The organism is Planktomarina temperata RCA23 (assembly GCF_000738435.1).
Classification (GTDB): Bacteria; Pseudomonadota; Alphaproteobacteria; order Rhodobacterales; family Rhodobacteraceae; genus Planktomarina; species Planktomarina temperata.
Genome location: NZ_CP003984.1, coordinates 2,323,306 through 2,336,378 on the forward strand (window position 1 = coordinate 2,323,306; position 13,073 = coordinate 2,336,378).

Annotated in this window: 13 protein-coding genes and 1 pseudogene; 2 read left to right on the forward strand and 12 right to left on the reverse strand. The window is 53.7% G+C overall.

All coding sequences use genetic code 11. The annotated features are described in order from the left end of the window. Positions 1-52: 52 nt before the first annotated feature. From RCA23_RS11065 to RCA23_RS11110, 11 genes and pseudogenes are all read right to left on the reverse strand, one after another. Positions 53-1,306, reverse strand: a complete 1,254-nt coding sequence (locus RCA23_RS11065) for a sarcosine oxidase subunit beta family protein (RefSeq protein ID WP_044050371.1) — start codon at positions 1,304-1,306, stop codon at positions 53-55. Positions 1,307-1,418: 112 nt separating this feature from the next. Further along, the gene (locus RCA23_RS11070; RefSeq protein ID WP_044050372.1) at positions 1,419-2,111 is read right to left on the reverse strand and encodes a phosphatidylserine decarboxylase; all 693 of its coding nucleotides are present in this window, start codon (positions 2,109-2,111) and stop codon (positions 1,419-1,421) included. A 4-nt stretch (positions 2,112-2,115) separates the two neighbouring features. Further along, positions 2,116-2,505 (reverse strand): diacylglycerol kinase, encoded by a 390-nt coding sequence (locus RCA23_RS11075; RefSeq protein WP_044050373.1) that lies wholly within the window; start codon positions 2,503-2,505, stop codon positions 2,116-2,118. Beyond that, entirely contained in the window at positions 2,502-4,112 is a 1,611-nt protein-coding gene (locus RCA23_RS11080) for a phosphoethanolamine transferase (protein WP_236631352.1), read from the reverse strand. The genes RCA23_RS11075 and RCA23_RS11080 overlap by 4 nt, the downstream gene beginning before the upstream one ends. Before the next feature lie 3 nt (positions 4,113-4,115). Then, positions 4,116-4,859: a CDP-alcohol phosphatidyltransferase family protein gene (locus tag RCA23_RS11085; RefSeq protein ID WP_044050374.1), complete on the reverse strand. Its 744-nt coding sequence runs from the start codon at positions 4,857-4,859 to the stop codon at positions 4,116-4,118. A gap of 89 nt (positions 4,860-4,948) precedes the next feature. After that, positions 4,949-5,479: a phosphatase PAP2 family protein gene (locus tag RCA23_RS11090; protein WP_052377144.1), complete on the reverse strand. Its 531-nt coding sequence runs from the start codon at positions 5,477-5,479 to the stop codon at positions 4,949-4,951. Positions 5,480-5,591: 112 nt separating this feature from the next. Next, positions 5,592-6,296: pseudogene (locus RCA23_RS16040) on the reverse strand (sulfatase-like hydrolase/transferase); the annotation flags it as partial. Beyond that, positions 6,236-7,093 (reverse strand): phosphoethanolamine transferase domain-containing protein, encoded by an 858-nt coding sequence (locus tag RCA23_RS16045; RefSeq protein WP_052377146.1) that lies wholly within the window; start codon positions 7,091-7,093, stop codon positions 6,236-6,238. The pseudogene RCA23_RS16040 and the gene RCA23_RS16045, both read right to left, overlap by 61 nt. Before the next feature lie 84 nt (positions 7,094-7,177). Continuing rightward, the gene (locus tag RCA23_RS11100; protein WP_044050375.1) at positions 7,178-8,614 is read right to left on the reverse strand and encodes a Glu/Leu/Phe/Val family dehydrogenase; all 1,437 of its coding nucleotides are present in this window, start codon (positions 8,612-8,614) and stop codon (positions 7,178-7,180) included. Between the two features lie 78 nt (positions 8,615-8,692). Then, positions 8,693-9,190, reverse strand: coding sequence for a hypothetical protein (locus tag RCA23_RS11105; protein ID WP_044050376.1), 498 nt, complete (start codon positions 9,188-9,190; stop codon positions 8,693-8,695). 89 nt (positions 9,191-9,279) lie between these two features. Beyond that, positions 9,280-10,224 carry an NAD(P)-dependent oxidoreductase gene (locus tag RCA23_RS11110; protein ID WP_044050377.1) on the reverse strand — a complete coding sequence of 315 codons (945 nt, stop codon included), beginning with the start codon at positions 10,222-10,224 and terminating at the stop codon, positions 9,280-9,282. A 107-nt stretch (positions 10,225-10,331) separates the two neighbouring features. On the opposite strand from RCA23_RS11110, the gene RCA23_RS11115 reads away from it, so the two are divergent. Then, positions 10,332-11,477 (forward strand): reductive dehalogenase, encoded by a 1,146-nt coding sequence (locus tag RCA23_RS11115; protein ID WP_044051509.1) that lies wholly within the window; start codon positions 10,332-10,334, stop codon positions 11,475-11,477. A gap of 56 nt (positions 11,478-11,533) precedes the next feature. Then, a complete protein-coding gene (locus RCA23_RS11120; RefSeq protein WP_044050378.1) occupies positions 11,534-12,445 on the forward strand; it encodes a pirin family protein in 912 nt (303 codons plus the stop codon). Here RCA23_RS11120 and RCA23_RS11125 read toward each other — a convergent pair. After that, positions 12,429-13,028: a TetR/AcrR family transcriptional regulator gene (locus tag RCA23_RS11125; protein WP_044050379.1), complete on the reverse strand. Its 600-nt coding sequence runs from the start codon at positions 13,026-13,028 to the stop codon at positions 12,429-12,431. The two genes, RCA23_RS11120 and RCA23_RS11125, sit on opposite strands and share 17 nt — an antisense overlap. Between the last annotated feature and the right edge of the window lie 45 nt (positions 13,029-13,073).

The following is a 13,073-nucleotide window of genomic DNA, read 5'->3' on the forward strand; positions in this document are numbered from 1 at the left end:
TCCTTTGGCGCTGTTGACAGACACATCATCATCAAAAAACATCTGTGCGATCCTAATGCAAATTATGCTGGGCACCGGTGCCCTCTTCATCCATCAAGCCGCGCCCACTGCGGAATCTATCCAGGCGGAAGCGCGCAGCGGCGCTATGCGGGCGATCTGTGGCCAAAAGATGCGCAAAACAATGGCCCGAAGCCGGCACAGCCTTAAACCCACCATAGCACCAGCCCGCATTCAAATATAAACCCTCAATATGGGTTTTATCGATAATGGGTGAGCCATCGGGGGTCATATCCATGATGCCGCCCCAGCTGCGCAGCATCCGCGCCTTGCCGATCATCGGCATAAGCGTCATCCCAGCTTCCGCCACATGCTCCACCATTGGCAGATTACCGCGGGCAGCATAGCTGGCATACATATCCAGATCCCCGCCAAAGACCAAACCGCCTTTGTCCGATTGGCTGATATAAAAATGCCCCATGCCGAAGCTGATCACATGATCAATACAGGGTTTCAGCCCCTCGGTCACAAAAGCCTGCAGCACGTGGCTTTCGATGGGAAGGCGCATGCCCGCCATGGCCGCCACCTGGCTAGAGCGCCCCGCGACCACCATCGCCACTTTCTTTGCGCGTATGGCACCGCGGCTGGTTTGTACGCCTTGCACCACCCCCTGCACGATGTCGATGCCCGTCACCTCGCAATTTTGGATCAAATCCACACCAAGCTGATCGGCCCCGCGCGCATAGCCCCAGGCCACCGCATCATGCCGCGCCGTGCCCGCGCGCCGCTGCAACAGGCCGCCATAAATAGGGAAGCGCCCCTGATCATAGTCCAAGTAAGGCACCATCTTGCGCAGTTGCGCCACGGACAACAACTCCGCATCATCGCCTTGGTTTCGGATGGAATTGGCCCGGCGAATGGCCGCGTCCCTTTGCCCATCGCTGTGAAACAGGCCAATTTGCCCACGCTGGGAATGCATAACATTGTAATTGAGATCCGCCTCCAGCCCTTCCCAAAGCTTCAGGGAATGCGAATAAAATTCCGAGTTCCCAGGCAAGAAGTAATTGGCCCGAACGATGGTTGTATTCCGTCCAATATTGCCGCCACCAATATAGCCTTTCTCCAGCACGGCAATGCGCCTCAGCCCATGTTCTTTTGCCAGGTAGTATGCTGTTGATAGGCCATGCCCACCGCCGCCAATGATCACAATGTCATAGGCCTCCGCCGGCTCAGGATCGCGCCAATGCGCCCGCCAACCACGGTTACCGGTCAACCCTTGGGTGAGAACTTTCAGAGCTGAAAAGCGCATGGCTTAAACCTGCTAATTGAAACACACGTCAGTGAATAAAAATATCTGGGCTTTGGCAAGGGGGAATGCAAAGGTTCACGGCTCTGATCCCGGCACGCTAGGTACCGGCCGCTTAAATCGGTTTAATGGGCCAGTCTTCTGCGGGCACGTTCAAGCGTGCCAAAATAGTTTCACCGGCCACCGCTGTCTGTCCCAGACCAACAGCAGGCTCCACGCCCTCGGGCAGGAAGATGTCCAAACGGCTGCCAAAACGGATCAAGCCAAACCGCTCGCCCACGCCCAAGCTCTCGCCCACCTTTGTAAAACAGACAATACGGCGCGCCACGAGTCCGGCGATCTGTGTCACCCCAATTCGAGTTTTATCAGCAGATTCAATGGTGATGGAGTTACGCTCATTGTGCTCGCTCGCCTTGTCCAAAGATGCGTTGAGAAACTTGCCATGGTGATAGCAAATCGCCACCACAGAGCCGGCCATGGGTGCGCGGTTCACATGACAGTTGAAGACATTCATGAACACAGACACGCGAGTCAAAGGCTTATCGCCCAGTTGCATATCCGCGGGCGGGACGGTCTTGGTGATCAAAGACACCACCCCATCAGCCGGGGACAGGATAAGCCCCGGTCTTTGAGCTACAGAGCGCACCGGATCGCGGAAAAAGTAGTAGCACCAAGTGGTCAACCCTAAGCCAAGCCAAAATAGCGGCTCCCAGACCAGCCAAAGCGCAGCCGTCACGGCGGCAAATACCGCAACAAATTTGCGTCCTTCAGGGTGCATCGGGACAGAGACGACTTTCATCATATTCATCAGATTAAATCCAATTCAAAGTTGTTAAGATCACGAAAAGCGCAAAAATCCCATTCAGACAAAGCATAGAGAAAACCGCGAATGACCCGAGGTCTTTGGCATGTTTTGCGGCAAGTGACCACTCCGGTGACACCAGATCGACAATTTCTTCAATCGCCGTGTTGAGCGCTTCGGCCGCAATCGTGAGCCCGACCAATATGATGGACATGACAATATGCGACATTTCTGCCCCAATCCAAATCAAAATCGCAACAATACATAGGCCTGCCAAAAGCTGATGGCGAAACGCAGTTTCCCCCCAAAGACGCTGCCCCCCTGCCATAGAATAGCGCGCGGCAGCGAACAAATGGGCAATGCCATGAATTTTGTCTGGTTTTTGTGGCTTATCGCTCATCCGTTTCTCCCACAGTCGGCAAAAATATCAAGTTCAGGGTTGCGCTCGGCGGTCTCGACCGCTGTCAGCCCCAACAATGAATGAAACAGATGATCGTGGAAATAGGCAGCGGAGGCCTTCGATTTCAAACACCCATCATCAATCCCCACGCTGTCAGCAAAGGCCTGTGACTGCCAAAACAGCATCGGGACCTTGGTTTGTTCATCGGGGGCCATAAAATAGGGCGTGCCATGTAGATAGAGGCCATTTTCTCCCAAAGATTCTCCATGGTCGGATACATAAAGCATCGCGGTGGCCAAATCGTCTTGCGCCGAGAGCAGCGCGATCAAGTCCTGCAAGACTTTGTCCGTATAAAGAATGGTATTATCATAGGCGTTGACCACCTCTTCCTGAGTACAGGCGCTGAAATTTGCAGTGCGACAGGCCGGTTTGAACCGCTCAAAAGCCTCCGGGTAGCGCAGATAGTAAGACGGCCCATGGCTGCCGATTTGATGCAAAACAAGGACGGTGTCTTGGTCAATCTTTGGCAAAAGCTTCGCCACTTCCTTGACCAAAATGCCATCGATACATTCCCCTTCGCCGCAAAACTCGGGATCTTCGGCATAGGTGACTTGCCTATAGCCAATGCGCGCCGCCACCCCCTTGTCACCCGTGTTGTTTTCAATCCATTCCACCCGCATCCCTGAGCGTTGGATCACGTCCAAAACATTCTCATGCGAAACACCTAGCTCATGCGAATAGTCCCTTCGACCGTATCGCGAAAACATGCAGGGAAGGGAGACGGCCGTTGAGGTGCCACAACTGGAGACGTTCTCAAAATACAAAATATCTTCTGCGGCCAAACGGGGATTGGTGTCGCGTCCGTATCCCCCAAGGCTAAAGTTCTGTGCCCTTGCGGTCTCGCCCACCACCACAACGGTCACCGTCGGAAGATCATAGACATTGCCAGCCTTTTTCCGCACCGCATCCAAGCCGATGGCGACAAAGGGCAATGTCCTAGATCGACTGAGCATCGCCACGAAGCGCACGGATTCGACCACGGGGGCCAAGGGCTGAAAGCTTGCCTTTAGATCTCCGCGGTTCCGCAAAATCGACGCATAGTCTTTCATATCACTCAACAAAAGCCCAACAAATCCGATCACGCAGAGCGTCGAAAACAAAGCATTTTGCCATAGGGTCCGCCAGAGCCTGCGCCGTGACAGCGGCACCGCTAGCACAACGAGTGCCGGCACAATTCCCGCTATGACAATCCAGAAAACAAAGGGGGGTGTGACGAGATGTTTGCCTTCTGTCCAGGTTGTGCTGACGACGTTTTGGATCATTTCCCGGTCAATCACGACCCCGAGCTCATCCATGTAATAAGACGTCACAGCAGAGACCACAAAAAGCCCCGCGATCAGCGGACGCAGGACCGACCGAAAAGCCAGTCCACCGAGCAAAGCGCAACACAAAGAAAAGAATGCCGCCGCAAACATCAACCCACTGGGATAATTGCCTTCGAAAACTTCAGCCCATAGGCCCCAAAACCTCTGGTTATAAATAGCAAAGAGCGTTGCAACAGCAACGACCACCAGCATCAAAGGATGCATCGCCCTGATCGGTATCATTGCTCAAGTCCTTTTGGCCGTTTTTGCGCGTTTTGAGAACCAATAAACGGGGATCATCACCAAGTAAATAGCATTAGAAAACAGAAGCGTATACCAAGGGAAAACAAACAGGCTAATCACAAAGGCAACCGCCAGCAAAATCACCGGCAACCGCATGGAGGCGGGGAAGGTTGTGCCCTTCAATGACATGGTTGGAAATGTGCCCACCGCAAGACCCGCACAGATCACGACAAATATGATGGCCACCTCGACATAACGGCCAGCGACATCCACCCCGGCCATGACCAAAAACAGCGGCGACAATCCCAAGCAGGCCAATGCGGGCGCAGGCACTCCTACAAAATCAACCGATTTAGCCCCATCCGATTGGCTGACATTAAAGCGCGCCAAGCGCAGGGCGCAGCAGATCGAAAAGATCATGACTGCGATCCACCCAAATCTCGCAGCATCCGAGTCCACAAAGATGGTAAAATAGATTACCAGAGGCGTCGCGATCCCGAAATTGAAAAAATCGGCCAATGTGTCCAATTCGGCTCCAATTTTACTCTCACTTTTCAAAGCCCGCGCCAGCCGGCCATCGGCGGCATCCAAAATCATTGCCAGAACCAACAAATACAATGCCACGCTGACGTTGCCCTGCAGCGCAGAACGCACCGCCGTCAACCCAACGCAAATGCCGAAAATCGTTACGATATTCGGTAACATCTTAGAAAGTGGCTCTCTTGGAGCGGAAGACGAAGATTTCATGTGACCCCAAAGAATCGCGCTATTTGACGGCGAAAACCAGACAGTTTTGTCGAAAACAATGCCGCCACCAAAAGTCCAGTTCCAGCACCCTATATTGTAGCAGAAATCGTATGCTTGTCCAACATAACCCGCGCGTACATTGTTAGTAGCAAAACCGGGATCACAATGACACCAAACCAAATACTGTACCGGCGCATTACAAAATAAGCGCAAGCCCCCGCAAGCGTTGAATGCCCCGATGGCATATTATGTTTGCTGGTTGTCGAATTGGGCCTTTGACCCAACCGCGTGCCCATGATTTCAACATCATTGAGTAGCCGCTTCGGACCATGTGACGCCAAAATCCCGGCAACCGTTATCATGCCCAATTGCTTCCAGCCCTCTTTGTCTTTCAAGACCAGGGCGAGCACAAAGGGTAGAAGCGTGTTAATGTGACGCCCATAATCTTCAAACGCCACAATCGCGGGTCGCTCATGCCCACCTTTTGAGACTGCATAATCGTTTTTCATATCGCTGGGATAGAAGGTCGCCGCAAGAATGATCAACACCACCATGCATATCACCACAGTATGGCGGTAGATAACCTTTAGCGGTTGGGACAAAAGTTCTTTGAATGTCATAGGCTGCCTACTGCTCATAATTGTTGAATATGTCAAACTCGGGTTTGTATATCTCACTGCGCAAACCGAAGGCGCCCATGACACTGTGAAATGGAAAGTCATGGGGGTGGGTCTACTGACGAAGGATCGATTGAGGCGTCAGGTTGCGCGCTTGGGCAAAACCCTCGGACATCCACACAAAAAACGGCACTTCGCGTTGCGCTTTAGGCGCAATTGCGTTGGGTGCACCATGCAAATAAAAACCGTTTTCACCCAGAGATTGACCGTGATCGGACACGTAGATCAATGCCGCATTTACATCGCCTAGGGCATCAAGCTGCGCGATCAAATCAGCAATCAGACTGTCCGTATAGCGGATCGTGTTGTCATAGGCGTTGTCCAAGGCCTCTTGCGAACAGCGCGACACCTGAACTGTATCACAGACCGGGGTAAAATACTCAAACTCCTTCGGATATTTGCTATAATATGCCGGGCCATGACTGCCAGTTTGGTGCAGGGTCACAAAAACACGCGCGCTCTGTGCCTGTTCAATCAAATCTCCCAATTGCCAATTCAAGAGCGCATCAGATCCGCCTTCGGGACAAGGCGCAGCCGCACAAGCCTCCAGAATGTCAGCCCGATTTTGGTACAGGTCCACATCAATCGGCGGCGGACCAGAGTTGTTGGACCGAAAAATTGTCGCAATGCCCTGGCGCTTGAGGTAGTTTGGGAGCGGCTCAAAGACCGTACGCGCTGATGCGTGGCGCCCTTCGTGGGTTAAGATACAGGCTGTAGACGAAATAGTATTCGTCGAACACGCCAGACCAGCAGGAAAAACCGCGAGATCATAGCGGGCAGTAAACGGGTTTGTCTGCCGCGCATATCCAAGAGCGGAAAACGGTCTGCGCGGGCGGCTTCTCCAATGACCAAGACCACAACATCTTTAGGCGCTGAGGGCGCAGTCACAAAATATGCATCGGGCAATAGAACTTGTTCGCGGTTGTCCATAGCGACGCGATTGAAGTGCCGCGCGACGTTTACAACATAGGACCAAGGCAGAATTTTACTGCCCATGCGCGATGCATGTCGGTCATACCAAAGCATTGTGAAAGAGGTTACGATGCTCCATGCGGCCAACACGCCAATCGCCCCAAGCGCCAAGGCTAGGCGCCAAATGCGCTTGGGAGCCTGCACTTTGATTGCTAAGACCACAACAGCCGGAATTATTCCCAGAAACAGCACATAAGGCAAAAGCGACAGATGCAAGAGCTCAGCGGTTTCGCGTTGGTCAGTGTTTAAGATATTCCCGACCATGGTACGATCAATTTCAATTCCGTAGGTCAGCATAAAATAGAGCGCAACCGCATTAACGATGAACAACACTGCGACCACCGTCTTCATCAGCCAAAGCGCAATGGTAGCCAGAATGCAGGCAAGGGCGGCGAAAAGGCAAAATTGCAGCACTTGCAACGATAAGATTTGCACCCAGCCCTCAACCGTATGCAGATCACTGAACCGCAACGCATAGGAGAGCAAAGGCGCTTGAAATGCTGCCAAAGTGAACACACAAACAGCAGCCGTAAAACTCACCAACCCAACATGTCTGGTTAGTATGTTTTTAAACCAATCGCGCACAACTATACATCTCCGAAAGGCAGCTGCGCATGATCGCAACCCCAACTGCTAACTACCTTTTCGGTCGCGGCACTGTCAATTGAGCTACAATCCCTTGTTTTTGTACGATGCGGCGACCTTTTGGATGCTGACCAGATAGGCAGCGGTTCGCAGATCTGGCACATCGGCACGCCGCCGCCACACCTCTGCCATGTCGTTGTATGCGCCGCGCATCGTGTCATCGAGGCCAGAGCGCACCAGTTCTAATTCACTGGCGCCTTTCAGATATTTCTCCTTAAAATTCGGAGTCAGCTGCCAATTGACGTTGCTGGATTTGCTCAACCGCTCCAACTCATTGACGATAAGCTGGTTGCGCGATTCCTCGCGGCGGCGTTCCATGCGGCCAAAGCGAATATGGCTAAGGTTTTTCACCCATTCGAAATAAGACACCGTCACGCCGCCCGCGTTGGCGTACATATCCGGGATAATCACCACGCCCCGCTCACGCAGGATCGCATCCGCCCCGGCCGTCACTGGCCCATTCGCCGCCTCGACGATCAAACGCGCCTGCACCCGATTGGCGTTATCACGGTGGATAACCCCCTCTAAGGCCGCGGGGATTAAGATATCACAATCTGCCTCCAAAACGCTGGCCCCGTCGGCGGTATAGCTGCCGCCTTCAAACCCCTTCACCCCGCCATGTTCGGCGATCCAGGTCTTGAGCGCCTCAATATCCAGGCCATCGGGGTTTTGCACCGCTCCGTCCCGCTCAATCACCCCGGTGATCCGCGCACCATCTTCTTCACTTAAAAATTTCGCTGCGTGATACCCCACGTTGCCAAGCCCTTGCACAATAATGGCCTTGGACTCGAGCTCCCCTGACAGCCCAGCCGCTGCGAGATCTTCAGGATGACGGAAGAACTCTTGCAAGGCATATTGCACGCCGCGGCCAGTCGCTTCCGTGCGCCCTTCAATCCCGCCGCCGCTCACCGGCTTGCCAGTGACGCAGGCCCGGGCATTAATGTCCGTTGTATGCATCCGCTGATATTGATCAGCAATCCATGCCATTTCCCGCTCGCCCGTGCCCATATCCGGAGCCGGCACGTTTTGCGACGGGTGGATCAAATCACGTTTGATCAGCTCATAGGCAAAGCGTCGGGTGATTTGCTCTAATTCATGCTCATCATAGGCCAAAGGATCAATCCGCAGGCCGCCCTTCGAGCCGCCATAAGGTGCATCAACCAAAGCACATTTATAGGTCATCAAAGCGGCAAGCGCCTCCACCTCATCTTGGTTAACGCCCAACGCATACCGAATGCCACCTTTAACCGGCTCCATATGTTCCGAATGCACGGCGCGGTAGCCTGTGAATGTGGTCATCTGGCCGCGCAGGCGCACCCCAAAGCGCACCGTATAGGTGGCATTACAGACCCTAATCTTTTCCGCCAATCCCGGCGATAAATCCAAAAGCGCCACGGCGCGATTGAACATTATATCTACACTGTCGCGAAAACTTGGCTCAGATGCGTTGGCGTCCTTCATGAAACCTATCCTGAATAGCAGTTGAAATATACTGCCCTCAGCTTACGGCGGCTCATGTGAAATAAAACGCCTATTTTCTCATAATTTCATGTTCATTAAGGGAGAATCTGCGCGCTCTTCGAGCAAAACCGCTAAACTGTCCGACATAAATTTCGCCTCAGACGGCGCCGTCACCCCGCCGATACCGACCCGCGTGCCGAATTTCCAATAGAGGCCTGGGATCCAGGCCCGCTCTGTCTTGTTTTGCAAGGTCACAACGAAGCCATTGGAGGGTTTGAATGCGAACACGCCGCGCTCGACGCGCAAAATGTCATCCAACGCGGCCAAAACGCGGCCGTCTTCAAAATAGAGCCCCGAGGCGCGCAGCTCAATATGGCCCTTGGTGCCCCTTTGCATAACGCGCGCCATCCACAGCACTGCCGCAGCAATCCCAACCAAGAACGCCTTATGCACAAATCCCGCATCAATGGTGGCCGTCAGGTATAAAAGCAAAAATCCGAGCAGCATCATGACAAAAAGGGCAAAGCCGCGACGCACCGTCGAGGCTTTGAGTCGCGCGATTACAGAATCTGACATTTCGGCCTTCCTCAAATTTCACCTTTGAGGCGGGCGCCTCGCGGTCTACCTGCCTTGAAACGCGCCAAGATGGAAGGTTAAACTTTGCCTTAGCGGCGCACCACCACCTCATAGCCGCGCTCTTCGGGTTCATCATCAATAAGTTCTTGCGGAAAGCCAGGAGCTTGAATGCTCAATCCGGTAGCCTCCTCCAGACGCTCAATGATCCGATCCGATTGCGCACGGACGCCATAGCGTTTTTGCCCATCGCTCATGATATCAATGATCATCGGAGAAATTTCCAAAGGCACGCCGTGATCATCGGCAATCTTTTGAAATAGGCCAATGTCCTTTTGCACCAAATCCATTGTGAAATTCACATCGCGCGATCCCGAAAGGATCAACTGGCTTTCGGTTTCATGCACAAAGGAGGTGCCAGAGGACATCGCGATGGCCTCATAGGTCATGCCAAGGTCCATTCCAGCGGCTTTCATCACGGTCAGTGCTTCGCAAACCGTGATCAAATTGGCTGTGGCGAGGTAATTAGTCATCACTTTCAAAGTACTGGAATTGCCAATCTCTCCCACATGCAAAATGCGCCGCCCCATATGGGTTAGGATTGGCAGAACCTTGTCAAAGGTCGCACGGGTGCAGCCGGCATAGATAGAAATATTGCCCGTGTCGGCCCGATGGCAGCCGCCTGACACGGGGCAATCCACCGCTTCACCGCCCGCGGCCAAAACCAAAGCCCCAAGCCGCTTCACCTCACTGGCATCTGTCGTTGACATCTCCATCCAAATCTTGCCGGGCCCGACATGCGGCAACATCTCACTGACCACCGCATCACAGGCGGCAGGGCTGGGCAGGCAGGTAATGACGGCATCACAGTCCTGCATCAATTGCGCTGGGCTTGACCCGTCTTTGGCCCCACGCGACACAAAATCTGCCACAAAGCTATCGTTAAGATCATGAACGCTGAGATCCATGCCGTTGCGCAGCAAACTGCCCGCCAATTTGCCCCCAACATTGCCCAAGCCAATAAATCCAACTTTCATGTCTTCTCTCCCAAATGAACTTTGACCGTAGAAAAGCAACCATTGGCGACATGTCGCCCTCATTTGCGACGCTTGTCATCCGGCTGGTGATTTTGCAGTGTGTTTTCATGGAAAACCCAGACGATCTTGCCGCTGGCATCGAAACCACACCGCAATTCAAAAGATTTTCGCAACGCAATGATGTGTTCTCCCGCGCATTTTGGGACGATACCGTCCGCAGTGCGGCGTCACAGGCCTTTTTTGCGAGCTATCGCATGGAAGCCACCCCCCGCCGGGGCGACGGATTCACGCAAAAAGATTTTGCCCTGCGCAATGCCAGTTGGTTGATTTCGGACATTATGACAGATCGTTTCGCCGCCGACGGCAGGCGCGAAGGCTTCCAAGCCCCCATCAGCAATGACACGCCCGTGGCTGGGGAAAAAGTACATTTTGAAACCCCAAGCGCCGCCAGCGCCAATGTCAAAAAAGCGGCAGTTTTCTTTGGTGCAGATCTCTGCGGCGTGACCGATCTGGATCCCCGCTGGCTTTATGAGGATCGGGTCGATGTGCGTGACATGTCCACAGCGCCCCTTGGCCTGCCAGAGGGGCTAACGCATGTGGTGGTGCTCGGCCACGAGATGGATCTCGAATTGGTCCGCAGTTACCCCTCCGCCCTTGGAGGTGCCGCCACGGGGCGCGAATACAGCCATGAGGCGGCCATTGTCATGCAGCTGGCGGCCTATATTCGCAATCTGGGCTATCAGGCCGTGGCCTCCATGAACGACACCGGCCTGGTCATCCCCATGGCAGTGCAAGCGGGCTTGGGCGAATACGCCAGAAATCAATTGGTTATCACACCGCAGTTCGGGCCGAGGCTGCGGTTTTCAAAAATTTTTACCAATATGCCTCTGGCGACGGACCGGCCGAAACGACCGGGGGTCGCGAAATTTTGCGATATCTGCACCAAATGTGCCGACGCCTGCCCGGTCAAAGCCCTCCCGCTGGACCCACCCAAATTTGGTGGCGGCCCGTCTGCCATTCAAGGTGTCAAAAAATGGACCTCTGATGCGGAGAAATGCTTTTCGTTTTGGACCAAACTCAGCAGTGATTGTGCGATTTGCATGCGCGTTTGCCCCTTCAACCGCGACTTCAGGAGCTGGCCGCAAAGGCTTTGGCTCAAATTAGCACTCTCACCGGCGCGAGGTCTAGCGCTCTGGCTGGACCGCTGGCGCCAGGGACGGTTGAAACCCGCGCAATGGTGGTCACGACCGTGATATTGATTTCACATCGCTGTGGCTTATCTCTCAACTAAGCCAAAAAGGATAAGCTCATGTCACTACGCCCCACACTTGAAACACGGCAAGCCACCCCCACCTTGGAAGGGGCCGGCGTCAAACTGCACCGCGCTTTTGGATTTCAAGATCCCTCGGAAATGGATCCGTTTTTGCTCTTTGACGATTTTCGCAATGAATTGACGGAAGATTTTGAAAAGGGCTTTCCGTGGCATCCGCACCGCGGCATTGAAACCATCACCTATGTGCTCTCGGGCAGTGTGGAACACGGCGATAGCCTTGGAAATAAAGGCACGCTCGGCGCTGGCGATGTGCAATGGATGACCGCGGGCCGGGGGATCATGCATCAAGAAATGCCCCAGGGCAATCGCAACGGACAGATGCATGGCTTCCAACTTTGGGGAAATTTACCCGGCAGTTTGAAGATGACGGACCCGAGATATCAAGATGTGGCCGGCAAGGAAATTCCCGAGGTCATTGACGATGATGGCACGCGCGTGAAGGTGATTGTCGGTGAATATTGGGGTAAAAAAGGTCCGGTCGACGGGATAGCCGCCGATCCGCAATATCTCGACATATATGTGCCACCAGGGGTTCAAAAGACCTTTAAAATAGATACGTATCGTCGGGCCTTTGCCTATGTCTTCGAGGGTGCCGCGGCCTTTGTGGATGCGGCGAAACCCACAGGCGTGCTGCTGGAAAAAGAAGTGGCCGGCCAAGAGGTGAATATCCGTGATCTTTCGGGCAATCGCACATTGATCCGCTTTGGCAATGGCGATGAGGTCAGCCTACAAGCCGGCGCAGAGGGCGTGCGGTTTTTGCTAATCTCGGGCGCTCCAATTGATGAGCCCGTCGCCTGGCACGGTCCAATCGTCATGAACACCCGCGAAGAGCTGATGCAAGCCTTCAGTGAATTGCGCAACGGCACCTTTATCAAGCCAGCGCATTAACCCCCAAAGTTTGGCGCGCCAAAGCACAATATTGGCGCGTCAACTCTTCGCTGGACAATCGACCATCCTCGCGGAACCAATCCACCACCCCAGTGAGCATGGCTATCAAAGCAAAACTGGTGATTTTGGCGTCGGGGACCTGAAAATCTCCCGACAGCACGCCCTTTAGAATCATGTCATAAACAATCTTTTCATAGCGGCTGCGTTTTTCTTCAATCGCCTTGAAGTTCTCCTCGGTGAGATTGCGCAGCTCCATGTAGGAGATGAAAACCAACTCCGGGCGCTGGATGTGAAAATCCAGATGGAAAGCCACAAAATGATCGAGAGCCGCAACCGGATGGCTCGGCACTTGTTCTTCGGCCCAGCGGGCCAAAAGATCAGCCATATGACCGTGCAAAAGATCAAATAAAAGCGCTTGTTTATCGGGGGTGTAATTATAAATAGCGCCCGCCTGCACCCCCACCCGCGCCGCAATTTGGCGCATGGTCACAGCTGCAAAGCCGTAGCGCGCGAAAAGCTCAAGCGCGGATTGCTTGATTTTTGGTCCAGTAATTTCCGAATGTGAACCAGTTTTGCGCGCCATGTGGAGATATTAACTGAACCAGCGTTCAGATCAATGATCATTGCT